Annotated in this window: 16 protein-coding genes and 1 riboswitch; of the genes, 15 read left to right on the top strand and 1 reads right to left on the bottom strand. The window is 63.5% G+C overall.

Annotated elements, in window-relative coordinates; genetic code table 11:
* Nucleotides 1–215 precede the first annotated feature (215 nt).
* The 13 genes from cobT to ACP7DE_RS24640 all read left to right on the top strand — a co-directional run bounded on the left by cobT (nucleotide 216) and on the right by ACP7DE_RS24640 (nucleotide 13,085).
* A complete protein-coding gene (cobT, locus tag ACP7DE_RS24700) occupies nucleotides 216–1,256 on the top strand; it encodes a nicotinate-nucleotide--dimethylbenzimidazole phosphoribosyltransferase (RefSeq protein WP_426074578.1) in 1,041 nt (346 codons plus the stop codon).
* 4 nt (nucleotides 1,257–1,260) lie between these two features.
* Nucleotides 1,261–2,067, top strand: a complete 807-nt coding sequence (locus ACP7DE_RS24695; protein WP_426074576.1) for an adenosylcobinamide-GDP ribazoletransferase — start codon at nucleotides 1,261–1,263, stop codon at nucleotides 2,065–2,067.
* Nucleotides 2,068–2,073: 6 nt separating this feature from the next.
* Complete coding sequence (locus ACP7DE_RS24690) at nucleotides 2,074–2,628, top strand: histidine phosphatase family protein (protein ID WP_426074575.1); 555 nt, start codon at nucleotides 2,074–2,076, stop codon at nucleotides 2,626–2,628.
* Nucleotides 2,629–2,672: 44 nt separating this feature from the next.
* A riboswitch (cobalamin riboswitch) is annotated at nucleotides 2,673–2,914 on the top strand.
* Between the two features lie 127 nt (nucleotides 2,915–3,041).
* Nucleotides 3,042–4,907 carry a TonB-dependent receptor domain-containing protein gene (locus tag ACP7DE_RS24685; protein WP_426074574.1) on the top strand — a complete coding sequence of 622 codons (1,866 nt, stop codon included), beginning with the start codon at nucleotides 3,042–3,044 and terminating at the stop codon, nucleotides 4,905–4,907.
* Nucleotides 4,908–4,995: 88 nt separating this feature from the next.
* Nucleotides 4,996–6,021, top strand: coding sequence for a FecCD family ABC transporter permease (locus tag ACP7DE_RS24680; RefSeq protein ID WP_426074573.1), 1,026 nt, complete (start codon nucleotides 4,996–4,998; stop codon nucleotides 6,019–6,021).
* Complete coding sequence (locus ACP7DE_RS24675) at nucleotides 6,018–6,785, top strand: ABC transporter ATP-binding protein (RefSeq protein ID WP_426074572.1); 768 nt, start codon at nucleotides 6,018–6,020, stop codon at nucleotides 6,783–6,785. The genes ACP7DE_RS24680 and ACP7DE_RS24675 overlap by 4 nt, the downstream gene beginning before the upstream one ends.
* A gap of 2 nt (nucleotides 6,786–6,787) precedes the next feature.
* Nucleotides 6,788–7,432 (top strand): cob(I)yrinic acid a,c-diamide adenosyltransferase, encoded by a 645-nt coding sequence (gene cobO, locus ACP7DE_RS24670; protein WP_426074571.1) that lies wholly within the window; start codon nucleotides 6,788–6,790, stop codon nucleotides 7,430–7,432.
* A gap of 7 nt (nucleotides 7,433–7,439) precedes the next feature.
* Complete coding sequence (gene cobU / locus ACP7DE_RS24665; RefSeq protein ID WP_426074570.1) at nucleotides 7,440–8,006, top strand: bifunctional adenosylcobinamide kinase/adenosylcobinamide-phosphate guanylyltransferase; 567 nt, start codon at nucleotides 7,440–7,442, stop codon at nucleotides 8,004–8,006.
* A complete protein-coding gene (gene cbiB / locus ACP7DE_RS24660; protein ID WP_426074568.1) occupies nucleotides 8,000–8,953 on the top strand; it encodes an adenosylcobinamide-phosphate synthase CbiB in 954 nt (317 codons plus the stop codon). The genes cobU and cbiB overlap by 7 nt, the downstream gene beginning before the upstream one ends.
* A complete protein-coding gene (gene cobD, locus ACP7DE_RS24655) occupies nucleotides 8,946–9,932 on the top strand; it encodes a threonine-phosphate decarboxylase CobD (protein WP_426074567.1) in 987 nt (328 codons plus the stop codon). Before cbiB ends, cobD begins: the two co-directional genes overlap by 8 nt.
* Nucleotides 9,929–10,831 carry a cobalamin-binding protein gene (locus ACP7DE_RS24650; RefSeq protein WP_426074566.1) on the top strand — a complete coding sequence of 301 codons (903 nt, stop codon included), beginning with the start codon at nucleotides 9,929–9,931 and terminating at the stop codon, nucleotides 10,829–10,831. The genes cobD and ACP7DE_RS24650 overlap by 4 nt, the downstream gene beginning before the upstream one ends.
* Entirely contained in the window at nucleotides 10,828–11,634 is an 807-nt protein-coding gene (locus ACP7DE_RS24645; protein ID WP_426074565.1) for an ABC transporter substrate-binding protein, read from the top strand. The genes ACP7DE_RS24650 and ACP7DE_RS24645 overlap by 4 nt, the downstream gene beginning before the upstream one ends.
* On the top strand, nucleotides 11,631–13,085 hold the full coding sequence (locus tag ACP7DE_RS24640) for a cobyric acid synthase (RefSeq protein ID WP_426074564.1): 1,455 nt from the start codon (nucleotides 11,631–11,633) through the stop codon (nucleotides 13,083–13,085). Before ACP7DE_RS24645 ends, ACP7DE_RS24640 begins: the two co-directional genes overlap by 4 nt.
* Nucleotides 13,086–13,088: 3 nt before the next feature.
* Here the strand turns inward: ACP7DE_RS24640 and ACP7DE_RS24635 are convergent, their stop codons facing one another.
* Nucleotides 13,089–14,243, bottom strand: coding sequence for a hypothetical protein (locus ACP7DE_RS24635; protein ID WP_426074563.1), 1,155 nt, complete (start codon nucleotides 14,241–14,243; stop codon nucleotides 13,089–13,091).
* Nucleotides 14,244–14,451: 208 nt separating this feature from the next.
* On the opposite strand from ACP7DE_RS24635, the gene ACP7DE_RS24630 reads away from it, so the two are divergent.
* Both ACP7DE_RS24630 and ACP7DE_RS24625 read left to right on the top strand, forming a co-directional pair.
* Entirely contained in the window at nucleotides 14,452–15,924 is a 1,473-nt protein-coding gene (locus ACP7DE_RS24630; protein WP_426074561.1) for a DHA2 family efflux MFS transporter permease subunit, read from the top strand.
* Nucleotides 15,925–15,997: 73 nt separating this feature from the next.
* Nucleotides 15,998–17,194 (top strand): type II secretion system F family protein, encoded by a 1,197-nt coding sequence (locus ACP7DE_RS24625; protein ID WP_426074560.1) that lies wholly within the window; start codon nucleotides 15,998–16,000, stop codon nucleotides 17,192–17,194.
* Nucleotides 17,195–17,417 lie beyond the last annotated feature (223 nt).

The following is a 17,417-nucleotide window of genomic DNA, read 5'->3' as shown; positions in this document are numbered from 1 at the left end:
TCAGCTGCGAAGAAGGAAGAGTATGAAGCGTTTGCAGCATTTCGTCAACCTTCTTTTTCACCCTGCTTTACTCGGCATTTGCATGCGTCGTTCAGCGAGGGGGCGAATTATAGCCCTGCACCGCATGCTCCGCAAGGGCTATTTTGCAGCTGAGCAAATATTGCTGTGTGATATCGTAGCGCTGGCAATACCCTGCCGCATCCACCTTGACTCCCATGCCTATTCCACACATCTGCCCCACCGCCCATCCCGCCCTGGCCAGCGCGCTCGAACATGCCATCAATAGCAAGACCAAGCCGCTGGGCAGCCTGGGCCTACTGGAAGCCCTGGCCCATCAGATCGGCCTGATCCAGCAAAGCACGCAACTGGCATTGCACCAACCTGCCATCATCGTTTTTGCGGCCGACCATGGCGTCGTCGCCGAAGGCATTTCCGCTTACCCACAAAGCGTGACCTGGCAAATGGTAGAAAACTTCCTCGGCAACGGCGCCGCCATCAATGTCTTTGCCCGCCAGAACAATTGCGCCTTATATATAGTGGACGCCGGCGTGAACCATGACTTCGGCCCGCGCGACGGCTTGCTTGACCGCAAGCAGGGTCCCGGCACCCGCAACTTTGCCAAAGAACCGGCCATGAGCCAGGAGCAATGTCTGGCCGCCATGCAGGCAGGGATGGACTTGGTGGCCACCTTGGACGGCAATGTGTTGGGCTTAGGCGAAATGGGCATCGGCAACACCACCGCCGCCGCCGCACTGATGCACAAGCTGACGCAAATACCGGTCGCCGACTGCGTGGGCGCCGGCACCGGCCTGTCGAAGGAAGGCATACTGCACAAACAACAGGTGATCGAAGCGGCTGTCGCGCATCATGCGGCAGTCAACGAGCCACTCGACGTGCTGGCCACCTTCGGCGGTTTCGAGATCGCCATGATGGCTGGCGCCATGCTCAAAGCAGCCGAACGGCGCATGATTCTGCTGATCGATGGATTCATTGTCAGCAGCGCCCTGCTGGTGGCGGCCCGTTTGCAGCCGGCCATCCTCGATTATTGTGTGTTTTCACACTGCTCTGATGAAAACGGTCATCGCCAGTTGCTGGCTAGCCTGGGAGCACGTCCGCTGCTGCATCTCGATTTGCGCCTCGGTGAAGGCACGGGTGCGGCGCTGGCCTTGCCGCTGCTGCACGCAGCCGTCAACTTCATGCGCGAGATGGCCACCTTCGCCTCGGCCCAGGTCAGCGAAAAGTCCACGCCAGACTAAGACCATGACCAATCCCGCTTCTGTCGCAGTCCATCAGTGCCGCCTATTCTTCATTGCGCTGCAGTTCTTCACGCGCCTTCCGATCCCGCGCTGGGTGGGTTTCGAGCCGGCCTGGCTGCAGCACGCCTCGCGCTACTTTCCGCTGGTGGGCGTGGTGGTGGCGGCCATCAGTGGCGCCGTGTATCTGCTTGCCAGCTGGCTCCTGCCTTCAGCGGTGGCCGTGCTATTGGCCGTTGCCGCCGGCATTTACCTGACGGGCGCCTTCCATGAAGACGGCTTCGCCGACATGTGCGATGGCTTTGGCGGTGGAATGACGCGTGAGCGGGTCCTGGAAATCATGAAGGATTCGCGCATCGGCGCATATGGCGCCATCGGCATCCTCTGCCTGCTGGCCATCAAATGTGCGGCGCTCGCATCGCTGCCGCCTGCCACGGTGGTGGCGACATTACTCATCGCCCATCCGCTCTCGCGCCTGGCCGCCGTTTCGCTGATCTGGCTCATGGACTATGCGCGCGACGACGGCAAGGCCAAGCCGATGGCGCAGGAAATGAGCACCGCTGAATTCATTATCGCAGCTACCTGCGGCCTGTTGCCCGCCATCGCCTGCGGCGTGCTGGGGATACTTAACTGGGCCACGCTGGCCTTTGCCATCGTGGTGGCGGCGGCGGCCGCATTCTGGCTGGGCCGCAAATGCCAGCACCGCCTGCAAGGCTACACAGGCGACTGCCTGGGCGCCGTGCAGCAACTGGCTGAAGTGGCGATCTATCTGGCCATCCTCTCCAGCTTTCAGCCTCCATTGCACTTTTACTAAGCAAACATGCGCCTGATCCTCGTTCGCCACCCCGCACCGCAGGTCACCAGCGACACCTGCTATGGCCGCAGCGACGTGGCAGTGGCACCGCACGAAATGGCCACGGTGCGCGCCAGCCTGCAAGCGACTTTGCCGGCCGGTGTGCCGCTCTACGCCAGTCCGCTGCGCCGCTGCGCCGGCCTGGCGACAGCATTGGCGCAGGACTTGCCTTCCTGCGACTTGCACTTCGACGCGCGGCTGGCGGAGATGGATTTCGGCGCGTGGGAAATGCAGCCCTGGCACGCGATTGCACGTACGGAAATCGATGCCTGGGCGGCCGACCTGGCTTGGTACCGCCCCGGCGGAGGCGAGAATGTGCTGGCGATGGCCGCCCGCGTCGATGCGTTTTTAGGCGATCTGTTGCGCGAACAACACGAAACGGTCGTCATCATCTGCCATGCAGGCACCATCCGCCTGCTGTCGGCACTGCAAGCCCGGCTGTCATTGGAAGAAACGGCCATGCTGGCCGCCCGTTCCGCCCACAAAATCGCCTACGGTGCGACCGTCGTCGTCGATTTCTGATATCTAATCGTCCAGCCGGCCATTTCAGTCCACGCCCGCTGCACGTATAATGGCGGGGTTTTGGTGCCCGCGCTCATGTCCATGAGCGCAGTTAAACGGGAAACACGATGCCGCGATCGCGGCGAGCGTGTGCTGCCCCCGCAACGGTAAGCAAGTGTCGCCTCTCCCTACAGGAAGCGGGCGACAAGCTATCTCTGACAACCACTGTGCTTGCAATCATCGAGCATGGGAAGGTGGGATAGCCGTACTTGCCAGCCCGGATACCGGCCAGGACAGGTGGAAGTGTGCGAACGGGGATGTTCGCGATCCGAATGGCCCATGGCTATCTTCGATCGTCATCTTCAGTTCCCACTTCTGTTCAATCTGGCCTACGGGGACGTCGGCTGGTTGCATATTACTTACTGAAAATTATCATGACCCATGCTGTTTCCCGCCACGCGGCGCTCACGTCGCTCGCGCTAGCCATTGCCGCGCCTGCCGCTTTCGCCCAGACCACGTCAAACACATTCGATCCGGTGATCGTCACCGCAACCCGCACCCCGCAAAAAACCAGCGAACTGCTGGCCACTACGGCCATCATCACCAGCGAAGATATCGCCCGTTCGGGCGCAGGCTCGGTCACCGAGTTACTGCAAAAACAGCGTGGCATCGAAGTTGTCCGCAATGGCGGCGCTGGCACGGCAGCATCAGTGTATATCCGTGGCGCGAATGGCACCCAGAATATCGTTCTGGTGGACGGCATCCGCATCGGTTCCTCGACCCTGGGCGCCGCCAACTGGAGCCCTGTTCCACTGGCCAATATCGACCGCATCGAGATCGTTTACGGCCCTTTGAGCACCCTGTACGGTGCCGATGCCATCGGCGGCATCATCCAGATTTTCACCAAAAAGGGTAGCGGCGCGCCCGTGGTTGGCGCGTCGGTCGGCTTTGGCAGCGATGCCACGCGTCAATATGACGCCAGCGTTTCGGGTGCAAGCGGTGGCTACAACAGCCTGAGCTACTCGCTGAATGTCAGCAAGGAAAAAAGCGACGGCTTTTCAGCCACCAAACCAGCCAATTACTATTACAACGCCGACAAAGACGGCTACGACAAGAAAAGCGTCACGGGCCAGGTTGGCTTTCAGTTGGCCAAGGGGCACGACCTGGGCCTGGTGTTCATGAACAGTAAGCTTGACGCCCAGTACGACAACGGTCCTGGCTACGATGCCCGCGGCAATCAAAAGCTGGAAAACATCGGCGTGTTCATGAACAATGAATTCGTTCAAGGCTGGCACAGCAAGGTACAAGTTGCCGAAGCACGCGACAAGGCCAACGATGATGGCTCCGCTCGTGCGGGTGCCAAGAGCTACCTGGAAACCAAGCAATCGACTGTCGACTGGCAAAATGACATCGCCATCGGCACCGACACGCTGCAATTGCTGGCGAGCTACCGCAAGGAAGAAGTCGTCTCCAGCGGCGAGCCGATCTTGAATCGTGCCCGCGACACCAAGTCGCTGGCTGGCTCCTACACCATGCAGCGCGGCCAGCACCTGCTCAGCGCCAGCCTGCGCCGCGACAAGATGTCGGAAACCGGTTCGACCAACACTGGCAGCCTTGGTTATGGCTACCAGATCAACAATGCCTTGCGCGCCACTGCAAGCTATGGCACCAGCTTCCGCCAGCCTACCTACAATGAACTGTATTACCCAGGCTACGGCATCGCCAGCAACCGTCCGGAAAAAGGCCGCAATGCGGAAGTTGGCCTGCGCTACGATGATGGCAAGACGCAGCTGAGCGCCGTGTATTACCACAATCGCGTAACCGATTTGCTGATCTATGCGAACACTTGCCCGGTTGAAGTGGCAACCCACCCTGATGGCTGCGCTTACAACGTCAACAAGGCATTACTGGAAGGCATCACCCTGACCGGCCGCCGCAAGTTTGGCGACTTTGGCCTCAGCGGCAATATCGACCTGCAAGATCCACGCGATCAAACGCTGGACAAATCGCTGGTGCGCCGCGCCAAGCGTCACGCCAACTTTGCGGCTGACTACAGCATCGGTCAACTGAACACGGGCGCCGAATGGCAATTGTCGGGCAAGCGTTTTGAAGATGCAGCCAACAAAATCACCCTCGGCGGTTATGGCCTAGTCAACCTGTTCGCGACCTATCAAGTGGCACGTGACTGGTCGGTGCTGGCACGCTGGAACAATATCACTGACAAGAAGTATGAACTGGCACGTAACTACAATACCGCTGGCTCCAACTTCTTCGTCGGACTGCGTTACGGCTCAAAATAACCATGTAGTAATGATGTAAGCTGCGGGCGATGGCATGCCGCCGTCGCCCGCAGATGCAGTTCTGCAGTCCCCGTTTTTAAGGCAGTACATGCACCCATTTTTCCGCAATATGCGCCACCGCGCCACCGTGATCCTCACGGTGCTGATCGCGTGCGCGGTTGCCAGCCTGATTTTCTCCGGAATGATCGGTTCAATCGCGATTCCGCTCGCCGACCTGCCTTCCGCCCTGTTCCATGTCGTGCAGGGCAAGACCGATACTCTTGTCGCCACCCTGCTCGACCTGCGCCTGGGCCGCGCGCTGACCGCCTTTGTCACCGGCGCGGCGCTGTCGCTGGCTGGCGTCATGATGCAGGCGCTGCTGCGCAATCCCCTGGCCGACCCGTATGTGCTGGGCATTTCCGCCGGCGCTTCCGTGGGCGCGCTGGCCGCGCTGCTATTCATGTGCGCGCTGTGGGTGGTCGATGCGGCCGCCTTTGCGGGCGCCGTCGGCGTGTCCATGCTTCTGTACTTCTTTGCCCGGCGCGACCTGCGAGGCGGCACGGCGGCCGAAGGCGGCGCCTCGCTCTTGCTGCTGACGGGCGTGATCCTGGCCTCGGCCTGCATGGCCATCGTCACCCTGATGCTCTCCATCGCCCCGGAAAGCCGCTTGCGCAGCATGGTGTTCTGGATGATCGGCGACCTGGCCGGCGCACCGGCGCGGCTGATGCCATGGCTGGTCCTGGCCGGCGCCATGATCTTCGCCTTGCGCTGCGCGCGTTCGCTGAACATCATGGCCCTGCACGCTGAAGCGGCCAGCACCCTGGGCGTGCGCGTGGGCGCCCTGCGCAAGGGTCTGTTCTTCTGTTCCGGCCTGCTCACGGCCAGCGCCGTCACCAGTGCCGGCAGCGTGGGTTTTGTCGGCCTGATCGTGCCGCATGCGCTGCGCTTTGCCTGCGGCCCCGATCATCGCCTGTTGATACCAGCCGCCGCGCTGGCCGGCGGCACCTTCCTGGTGCTGGCAGACACGTTGGCGCGCACCGTGCTGGCGCCCTTGCAGTTGCCCGTCGGCGTGGTGACAGCCATGATAGGCGCGCCCGTCTTCCTGTACCAACTGCGCCGATTACGCCGCACATGATACGTACTTACCAACTCGGCCTGAAGGCAGGCACGCGCTCCCTCGTGGAAAACCTCACCTGGCACATCAGGGATGGCGAATGCTGGAGCGTGATCGGCCGCAATGGCGCGGGCAAGAGCACCTTGCTGCGTACCCTGGCCGGCTTGCGCGAACCGGATGCGGGCCACGTGACGATACAGTGCCGCGCCCTGATCGACTGGCCGCTCGATGAACTGGCACGCGAACGGGCCTTTTTGGCGCAGGCGCGCCACGATGCGTTCTCGTACCGCGTCATCGAAACCGTGCTGTCGGCGCGCCACCCGTATCACGACAACCATTACTGGGAAGGCAGCGACGACCAGCGCATCGCCCTGGCGGCGCTGGCCTCGATGGAAGTGGAGCACCTGGCCGAGCGCGACGTACGCAGCCTGTCCGGCGGCGAACGCCAGCGCGTGGCGATTGCCGCCATGCTGGCGCAGGATACGCCCTTGCTGCTGCTGGACGAACCGGCTAATGCGCTGGACCTGGCGCACCAGGTCAGCGTCATGGGCCTGCTGTCGAAACTGTGCCGCGAACAGAATAAAACCGTGGTAATGGTGGGGCATGACCTGAACCTGGCGCACAGCGTCTCAACCCATGCGCTGCTGCTGATGGGCGACGGCGGCTGGCTGGCCGGTCCCGTGGCCGACGTGATGCAGGCGTCCATCCTGGGCGACTACCTGGGCCACCCGATCGAGATCATCGCCCACGGAAAACGCAAGATATTCATACCGAAAGAGGATTAAACATGAGCGACAACAAACCCGTCGATGCGGAAACCGCAGCCAATACCGCAGCTATAAACCAACGCCACCGCGTGCGCATGGAACGAAAAAAAACCATCATCGATGCGGCCATCGCCAAGGCCGATAAGGAAATCGGCATCATCATCGTCAACACGGGCAATGGCAAGGGCAAGAGTTCGAGCGGCTTCGGCATGGCCATCCGCGCCATGGGCCACGGCATGAAAGTGGGCGTGGTGCAGTTCATCAAGGGCGCCATGTCGACGGGCGAAGAAAAATTCCTGCGCCGCTTCCCCGATGAAATCAGCTTTCATGCGATGGGCGAAGGCTATACCTGGGAAACGCAAAACCGCGAGCGCGACATCGAAAAGGCCGAACTCGCATGGGAACAGGCGAAGACCTTCCTGGCCGACCCCAGCTACGGCCTGGTGCTGTTCGACGAACTCAATATCGCCCTCAAATACAACTACCTCGACGTGCACAAGGTCATCGCCGACCTGCTGGAACGCCCGGCCATGCAGCACGTGGTCATCACGGGCCGTGGCGCACCGGACGAATTGATCGCCATCGCCGACACCGTCACCGAAATGGCCGTCGTCAAGCATGCGTATGCGGCCGGCATCGGCGCACAAATCGGCACCGAGTGGTAACAGCGCCATGACGCGCACCCTGGTCTTCGGCGGCGCCCGTTCCGGCAAGAGCGCCTATGCGGAAAAGCTGGCCCGCGAGTCGGGCAAGGAAGTGATCTACATCGCCACCGCGCAGGCGGGCGACGGCGAAATGGCCACGCGCATTGCGCATCACCGGGTACAGCGCCCGGCCGAGTGGGCCACCCTGGAAGAACCGCTGCGCCTGGGCGAAGCCATCCTGCGGGAAGCACGGCCCGGGCGCCTGCTGCTGATCGACTGCCTGACCCTGTGGCTGACGAATCTGATGTTTTCCACCGGCGAGACGTATCCGGACGTGGGCGACATCGCCCTGCCCGAACTGTTCCACAGCGAGCGCGCGCACCTGCTGTACGCGCTGGCCGAAATCGGCGATACCGATTGTGACCTCGTGCTGGTATCGAACGAAGTAGGCATGGGCATCGTGCCCTACGGCGCCATCTCGCGCTGCTTCACCGATGAAGCGGGCCGTCTGAACCAGGCCGTGGCGGCCGTGTGCGACAGGGCCGTGTTTGTGGCCGCCGGCTTGCCGCTGTACCTGAAAGGCGGTCCATGCTGAGCGGCTTGTCGCTGCCCATGCTGGCCGCCTTGATGACGGCTGGCGTGCTGCTCGATCTGATCCTGGGCGAGACGCGCCGCTGGCATCCGCTGGTGGGCTTTGGCCGCCTCGCCAGCGCGCTGGAACGCCGGCTGAATCGGGGCAGCGGACGCTTTCTGCGCGGCGCCGTCGCGTGGCTGCTGGCTGTACTACCTCTCAGCTATGCCGCCTACTGGCTATGCGGCCTGGCGGGTGCCGCCCTCCACGTCTTCCTGCTATATCTATGTCTGGGCCTGCGCAGCCTGCGCGAGCATAACCAGCCGATCGCCGAGGCCCTGGCCATCGATGACTTGGACAAGGCGCGCCTGCTGACGGCGCGCATCGTCAGCCGCGACACGGCCAATGCCGACGCAGCCAGCCTGGCCAAGGCCAGCACAGAATCCCTGCTGGAAAACGGCAACGACGCCGTCTTCGGCACCCTGTTCTGGTTTGCCGTGGCGGGCGGCCCCGGCGCCGTACTATTTCGGCTAGCGAATACCCTCGACGCCATGTGGGGCTACCGCAACGAGCGCTACAACTGGTTCGGCTGCTGCGCCGCGCGCATCGACGATATCATCAATTACCTGCCGGCGCGCCTGACGGCCCTGTCCTACGTTTTGCTGGGCAAGACCATGGCGGACAAAAAGCGCGCCTGGCACTGCTGGCGCAGCCAGGCCCCAAGCTGGGGCAGCCCGAACGCTGGGCCCGTGATGGCCAGCGGCGCCGGTGCCCTGGGCCTGGCTCTCGGTGGCGACGCCTTCTATGACGGTGAGCTGGAACGCCGCCCGCCGCTGGGCGTCGGCCGCCCGGCCGAAGCGCGCGATATCGACCGCGCCTGGCGCCTGGTGGCCGAAACGGCGGTTCTTTGGCTGATCTGGGTGGCGCTGCTGGCCGGGCTATACCACCTGCGGGGGACATACTTTGCTTGAACATGGCGGCAAGCTGCGCGACGCCGCACGTGAATACGGACGGCCTCTGGATGACTGGATCGACCTGTCGACGGGCATCAACCCGCACTGGTATGCAGCGCCAGCACCGAACGCCAATGCCTGGCACCGGCTACCGGAAGCCGATCCGGCCCTGGCGGCCGCTGCCTGCGCTTACTACAACGCGCCAGCCATGCTGCCGGTCGCGGGCACGCAGGCCGCCATCCAGGCCCTGCCCCGGCTGCGCGCACCATCGCGCGTGGTGGTGGCCGCACCTTCGTATGCGGAACATGCGCACCACTGGGGCCAGCACGGCCACCAATTGCGGCAAGTGGCGTATGCGCAGCTGGCCGATGCCATCGAACACTGTGATGTGCTGGTGATCTGCAATCCGAACAATCCCACGGGCGAACGCATCGCGCCCGAGGTATTACTGGAGTGGGCCGGCAAGCTGGCCGCGCGCGGTGGCTGGCTGGTGGTCGATGAAGCGTTTGGCGACACGGAAGCGCAAGCCAGCCTCGGTCAGCACACGGCCCAGCCGGGCCTGATCGTGCTGCGCTCCATCGGCAAATTCTTTGGCCTGGCGGGGCTGCGCCTGGGCTTTGTCGCCGCTCATCCCACGTTGCTGGCACAGCTGGCCGACATGCTGGGCCCATGGACTGTCAGCGGCCCGGCGCAGCAGGCGGCGCTGGCCGCCTTGAGCGATACGCAATGGCAGGAAGCGATGCGCGAGCGCCTGCGCGGCGAAGGTGCCCGCCTGCGCCAGTTATTGGCCGCGCACGGCATCGCCAGCAACGGCACGGCACTGTTTCAATGGTGGCCGGAAGAACGTGCCGAAGCCTTCTGGCGCCACATGGCAGTATCAGGCATCTGGGTGCGCCTGTTCCGCCACGCGGCCCACGGCATCCGCCTGGGCCTGCCCCCCGACGAACATGCCTGGCTGCGCCTGCAGCAGGCCCTCACTGCATGGAAGCACATATGAACCACTTGAAAACCGCACTGCTGCTGGCCGGATTGATCTCGCTGCAGGCGCATGCCGCCATCACCGTACGCGACGACGACGGCAATACCGTCAGCGTGGAAAAGCCGGCGCAGCGCATTCTGGCGCTGGCGCCGCACGTCACGGAGCTGCTGTTTGCAGCCGGTGGCGGCGACAGGATCGCCGGTGTCGTCAGCTATAGCGACTACCCGGAAGCGGCAAAGAAAATCACGCAAGTGGGCGACAACCGACAGTACGACATGGAGCGCATCATCGCCATGAAGCCGGACTTGATCGTCGTCTGGATGCATGGCAGCGCCGAGCGCCAGATCGCCATGCTGCGCCAGCTGAAGGTGCCGATCTATCACAGCGAGCCGCGCAAGCTGGCCGACATCCCCGACAGCATGGAGCGCCTGGGCCAGCTGATGGGCACGGAAAAAGTCGCCAAACCGGCCGCCGCCCAGCTACGCGCCAAACTGGCCAGCTTGACGGCGCAATATGCGCAGCGTCCGCCCGTGCGCGTGTTTTACCAGGTGTGGGACAAACCTTTATATACCCTGAGCGGCGCGAGCATCATCAGCGACTCCATGCGCGTGTGCGGCGGCCAGAATGTGTTTGCCGCGATGAAGGTGGTGGCGCCCGTCGTCACGCCGGAAGGCGTGCTGCAGGAAGACCCGGAAGTCATTTTCGGCACCAGCGAAAAGAGCGATCCGCGCAGCGAAGGCGGCCTGGCCATGTGGCGCGCCTTCCCGTCGATGACGGCCGTGCGCAGGAATAACCTGTTCCGCCTAAATGGCGACCTGCTCAACCGCGCCGGCCCGCGCATGATCGAAGGCACGGCCGCCATGTGTGAGCAGCTGGAAGTGGCCCGCCAGCGCCGCACCAGCAAGGCGGCGCCATGAGCCACTACCAACGCATCGCCTGTTTGTCGACGGAAGCCGTGGAAACCTTGTACGCGCTGGGCGCGCAAGACGTCATCGCGGGCATTTCCGGCTTTACCGTGCGCCCGCCCCGCGCGCGCGCGGAAAAAACCAAGATCAGCGGTTTTTCCTCCGCTGACCTCGCACGCATCCTGGCCGTCCAGCCCGACCTCGTGATCGGCTTTTGCGATATGCAGGCCGATATCTGCCGCGACCTCGTCAAGGCCGGCATCGAAGTACACCAATTCAACCAGCGCTCGGTGGAAGGCATCCTGCGCATGATCGCCGTACTGGCCGCGCTGGTGCAGCGCGAGGATGCCGGCCGCGCACTGATCGCCAGCCTGCGCGCGGACATTGCCGCCGCCCGGGCCCGCGCCGCCTCCTGGACGCGCAAGCCCGTGATTTACTTTGAAGAGTGGAATGATCCCCTGATGAGCGGCATCGGCTGGGCGGCGGAATTGATCGACATCGCCGGCGGCACGGACGCCTTCCCGGAATTGTCCGTGCATCCGGGCGCCAGGGAGCGCATCATCGCCGATCCACAGGAGGTGGTGCGGCGCGCGCCCGACATCATCATCGCCACCTGGTGCGGCAAGAAGTTCCAGCCGGCGCAGCTGACGGCGCGCCCGGGATGGGATGCCATTCCCGCCGTGAAAAACCAGATGCTGTTCGAGATCAAGTCGCCCGACATTCTTTCGCCCGGTCCGGCCGCCATCACGGAAGGCTTGCGCCAGATCAGCGACATTATCGCGCAGTGGCAACATCAGCAGAAGCGGCCGGCATGAACAGCCCCTTCCCCGTCCTGATGGTGCAGGGCACGACGTCCGACGCGGGCAAGAGCACCGTCGTCGCGGCCCTGTGCCGCCTGCTGAAACGGCGCGGTGTGTCGGTGGCGCCGTTCAAGCCGCAGAACATGGCCTTGAATAGCGCCGTGACGGCGGACGGCGGCGAAATCGGCCGCGCGCAAGCCTTGCAGGCACTGGCCTGCGGCATTGCGCCACACACGGACATGAACCCGGTACTTTTGAAACCGTCGTCGAACACGGGCGCGCAGGTGATCATCCAGGGCAAGGTACGCGCCGAGATGGATGCGCGCGACTACCAGCAATACAAGACCATCGCCATGGGCGCCGTGCTGGAATCGTTCGCGCGCTTGCGCCAGCAATACGCCGCCGTCATCGTCGAAGGCGCGGGCAGCCCCGCCGAAATCAACCTGCGCGCGCGCGACATCGCCAACATGGGCTTTGCCGAAGCCGTCGACTGCCCCGTTATTATGGTGGCCGACATCGACCGCGGCGGCGTCTTCGCGCACATCATCGGCACCCTGGCCTGCCTGTCCGACAGCGAGCGCGCACGCATCCTCGGCTTTGTCATCAACCGCTTCCGCGGCGATATCTCCTTGCTGCAACCCGGCATCGACTGGCTGGAACAGCAGACGGGCAAGCCCGTGCTGGCCGTGCTGCCCTATCTGCAAGGCTTGTTCCTCGATGCGGAAGACGCCGTGGAAGCCACGCAGGCAGAACGCGGCACCTTCAAGGTGGTGGTGCCGCAACTGCCGCGCATCAGCAACCACACGGATGTCGACGCGCTGCGCGCCCACCCCGATATCGACCTACAATTCATCCAACAGGGACAAGCGATTCCGCCGGCGGATCTGGTGATACTGCCCGGCAGCAAGAACACGCGCGGCGACCTGGCCTGGCTGCAGCAAGAGGGCTGGCCCGCTTACCTGGCGAAACACCTGCGCTATGGCGGCAAGGTACTCGGCATCTGCGGCGGCTTCCAGATGCTGGGGCAAAGCGTGTGCGATCCGCTGGGCGTGGAAGGCGCGGCGGGAGAGTCAAAGGCGCTGGGATTGCTGGAGATGGTGACGGAACTGACAAGCGACAAGCGGCTGGAACAGGTGCGCGGCCACTGCGCGTTTGCCGGCGCCGCCGATGCGCCTGTGGCAGGCTATGAAATCCACATGGGCGTCTCGCATGGCGCGGCGCTGGCGCAGCCGGCCTTTGTCATCGATGGGCGCGCGGAAGGAGCCGTGTCGGACGACGGACAAATCCTGGGCAGCTATTTGCACGGTATGTTCGACACGCCCGCCGCATGTTCGGCGCTGCTAGGCTGGGCGGGGCTGGACTCCGGCCACACGGTGGACACCGCCGCCCTGCGCGAGGCCAGTCTTGAGCGCATCGCGGACGCGGCGCTGCCGCTGCTGGCCGCGCTGGATCACATCAAATGCTAGCGACTATTTTTTCAGGCACATGCCCATGTACGAACGGTCGGTCGAAAACTCGATTGCCATGCTCGACGACACGGGCATGAACATCGAATAGTCGGCTGGCACATCGGCAGGGTCCTTGAACACGGCGATGCCATCGAAATCGACAGCTTGCGCGGCCAGGCCCAGCTTGTTGACGGTGATGGTTTCCGCATGCGCCTTGCCGGTCGTATTATTCGTCAGGGTGGCGGTGCTGCCGGCAATCACGATGTTCGCGCTGATGCCCTGCGCCGCACAGGTGTAGCTGCCATTGATTTCGCTGCCGATCTTTTGCTGCTTGGCTGCCACGATGGTGCCCACGCGCATGACGTTTTCCTGGTTGCGGCTATAGCGGTCGATGAACAGCGCCAGCCCCCGGTCCCCGGCATGCACGTGCACGATGCCGAAGTCCTGTCCACCCTGGCGGGCGACGAGCAAGCCGTTCTTCGCATCCTTGACCAGGGTCAGGCTGGCGTTTTCAGCTTCCAGCTGTGGCGATACCGCAGAGCACACGCCTTGCGCATTGAACACGCCGCCATTGCACAGTTGGGCCGCTCCGTCGGCAGCGATCTTGAGACTGCCTTTCGGATTGAAACGGTCAGCACCGTTCGATGCATTGCGCATGGCGCCCAGGAAAATATAGCTGCCGGCCAGCTTGGCGACATCGCTGACGACATACGCCGTGCCGCTGACGGTCGAGACCATGCTACCCACTTTGATATTGCCCGACAGAAGGCGCGTGCGCGTATCGACAGTGACGCTGAGATCCGTTGCTGTGTAGGTGGTGAGATTGCCGCTGGTGGTAGCGCTGAACGTACCGCTGCGGTCGCTCAAGCCGAACTGCGTCGACAGGACGCGGATGGCATAGGTCTTCTTGACCCTGTCAAAGGTGAGGCGCCAGGTGTCGCCGATATCGGCGGCCACGTCATAGACGCTTTCGTCGTCGCTGGCGCCGGCAATGACGTTCAGGCCTGCCTCTTTGGCCACGGCTTCCGATGCCACCGTCACGCTATCGGCGGGAACGACCGGAGGCGTGCCTACGACTGGCGGCGTGACAGGTGCTTCCGGCGTGCCACCATCGCTGCCGCCGCCGCATGCGGACAAGGCCGCGCCCAGGACGAGGAAGGTAAGTGCATTTTTCATGTGGTGTGACTTTCGAGGAAAGAAGAGCTCGGAGCTGCCAGAAAACACATGCTAGCCTTGCCCGCAATATATTGCCATGGAACAAATGTTCCATGGACGATGCCCCCGGCACGCTACCAGAATGGACGGCGCGGGCGGCACGCCTACGCCGTTTATGTGACAATTCGTCGTACTGTCGGCTCCGTTTCTCTTCCTCAGGCTCACATCCATGACCAGCTCCCCCGTTAAAAGCTACCTTCCCTGGGTGGTTGCCACCGCCCTGTTCATGGAGCAACTCGACTCCACCATCGTCAACACCGCCATCCCCGCCATGGCTGCCAGCCTCAACGTGACGCCACTGAGCCTGAAGGCCGTCGTCACCAGCTACATCCTGAGCCTGGCCGTGTGCATTCCCATTAGCGGCTGGATGGCCGACCGCTTTGGCACGCGGCGCGTGTTTTCCGCCGCCGTTGCCATCTTTACCATCGCCTCCATCCTGTGCGGCCTGTCCGTGAATGCGCCCATGCTGGTGGCCGCGCGCCTGTTGCAAGGGATGGGCGCGGCCATGATGATGCCGGTGGGCAGGCTCACCATCATCCGCACCTTCCCCAAGTCACAATTGCTGGCAGCCATGAATTTCGTCATCATCCCCGCCCTGATCGGCCCCCTGCTGGGGCCAACGGTGGGCGGACTGATCGTGCACTGGCTGTCGTGGCGCGAGATTTTCTTTGTCAACGTGCCCGTGGGCTTGGCGGCGCTGTACCTGGCGCACCGCTACATGCCTGATTACTATGGCGACAAGCCCCGTCCGCTGGACCTGATCGGCCTGGTGCTGTTCGGCACGGGCATCGCGCTACTGTCATGGCTGCTGGAAATCTTCGGCGAACACCGCATCGATGGCACCTCGTTTGCCGTGCTGCTGTTCATTTCCATCAGCCTGCTGGCCGCGTACGCCTGGCATTCGAGCGAAGTGCTGCACCCGCTGCTGCGCCTGACCCTGTTCAAGATCCGCACCTTCCGCGTTTCCGTGGTGGGCGGTTTCGTTACGCGCCTGGGCGTGGGCGGCCTGCCCTTCCTGTTGCCGCTGCTGTACCAGCTGGGCCTGGGCTTGCCTGCCTGGCAATCCGGCTTGCTGATGATGCCGTCGGCCGCGGCCGCCATGGGCATGAAATTCATTTCCGCACGCGTGCTGGCCCGCTTCGGCTACCGCCAGGTGCTGATCGTCAACACCGTGCTGATCGGCATCACCATCGCCATGTTTTCGCAGGTGGGCGCGGGCACGCCCCTGTACGTCATCGTCGCCATCAGCCTGTGCATGGGCTTTTTCAATTCGCTGCAATTTTCCAGCATGAACACCATTGCGTATGCCGATGTCGACAAGACCGATTCCAGCATGGCCAGCACCATCGCCAGTTCGATGCAGCAACTGTCGATGAGCTTTGGCCTGGCCTTCGGTTCGCTGATCACGGGCTGGTACCTGGGCGACATGCCGCAGTCGGACCGCGCCATGCTCAGCACCGCCCTGCACCACACCTTCCTGACCCTGGCCGCCCTGACGGTGCTATCCTCGCTGACGTTCTGGACCTTGCGCCGCGACGATGGCGAAAGCATCAGCAAGGGCACCGACAGCGACGAGGAAGATGCGGCCGACGTGAAGGCCCAGGCCCTTGTGCAAACGGAAGTACAAACCACAAAAGGCTGAGCCACATCAAGCTTGCCGCCAGCGCGGCTGGCGCTTTTGCCTGACGCTGCTACCGTGACGGCAGGAGGTGCGCATGGCGGCCGAGCGGCGGTTTGCATGGAAGGGCACGGACCGTCATGGCAAGACGGTCGATGGCATCTTGCGCGCCGCCGATGCCACCGCTGCCGGCCTGGCCTTGCGGCGCCAGGGCATCCTGGCCACCAGGGTACAGGCGGCGCGCGCCGCGCCGGGCAAGGCCATCACGCACAAGGATATTGCGCTGTTCACGCGCCAGCTGTCGACCATGATGGCGGCCGGCGTGCCGCTGCTGCACGCCTTCGACATCGCCGGCAAGGGCCACGCCAAGCCCGCCGTCACCGAGCTGATGCACGACTTGCGCCACGAGATCGAAGCGGGCAGCAGCCTGCAGCAGGCATTCCGCCGGTTCCCGCTGCTATTTGACGAGCTGTATTGCAACCTGCTGGCCGCCGGCGAACAGGCCGGCATCGTGCAAGACTTGCTGGCGCGCCTGGCCACGCATCAGGAAAAAGCCATCGCCCTGCGGCGGCAAGTGCGCGGTGCGCTGATGTATCCGCTGGCCATCGTGCTCGTCGCCATCGCTGTCACGGCCATCATCATGAGCGTGGTCGTGCCCGCCTTCCGCCAGGTCTTCGACAGCTTCGGTGCGCCATTGCCGCTGCCCACCCTGCTCGTCATGAGCCTGTCCGCCTTTCTCGTGCGCTACTGGCTGGCCTTGCTGGTGGCGCTCATGCTGGCCTGGCTGCTATCGTATCTGGCCTGGCACCGCTGGCCTGCCTTGCGGCGCAACATGCAACTGCGGGCATTGCGCCTGCCCGTGTTCGGCCCGCTCCTGCGCAAGGCGGCGATTGCCCGCTGGACGCGCACCCTGGCCGCCATGTTCGCCGCCGGCGTGCCGCTGCTCGACTCGCTCGGCTTGGTGGGTGCCGCCTCCGGCCACGCGCTGTACCAGGAAGCGACGACGCGCATCGAACGTGAAATCCGCGCCGGCGGCAGCCTGGCCCTGGCCATGGAGCACAGCGCCGTGTTTCCCCCGCTGCTGACGCAACTGGCCCTGATCGGCGAGGAATCGGGCGCGCTCGACGCCATGCTGTCGCGCGCGGCCGAAATCATCGAGGCGGACATCGATGCCACCGTGACCACCCTTTCCGCGCTGCTGGAACCGGCGCTGATGGTGGTGCTGGGCCTGCTGGTCGGCGCCCTCGTGATCGCCTTGTATCTGCCGATTTTCAAGCTGGGCGCCGTGATTTGACTGCGCGCCTGTAGGTTCTCAGTGATGAGACATGATGGAAGCGTTCGATGAGCCAGGACTCGGTGCAACATGCCGTATCACGATGGGCATTCGAAGCCGAGCTTAGACGTGCCGATGCCCAAATCAATGTCGCCAGTCCTCATGCATCTCCAGGGCGACGGTGTCCCAATCGACTACGTAGCCGCAAGAATGTGCTTCCTATGAGCTACTGAGCAGGGCCATG

It is taken from the genome of Janthinobacterium sp. DSP2-3-3 (assembly GCF_049897325.1).
Taxonomy (GTDB): Bacteria; Pseudomonadota; Gammaproteobacteria; order Burkholderiales; family Burkholderiaceae_D; genus Janthinobacterium.
This window is presented reverse-complemented; position numbering and strand designations above follow the sequence as displayed.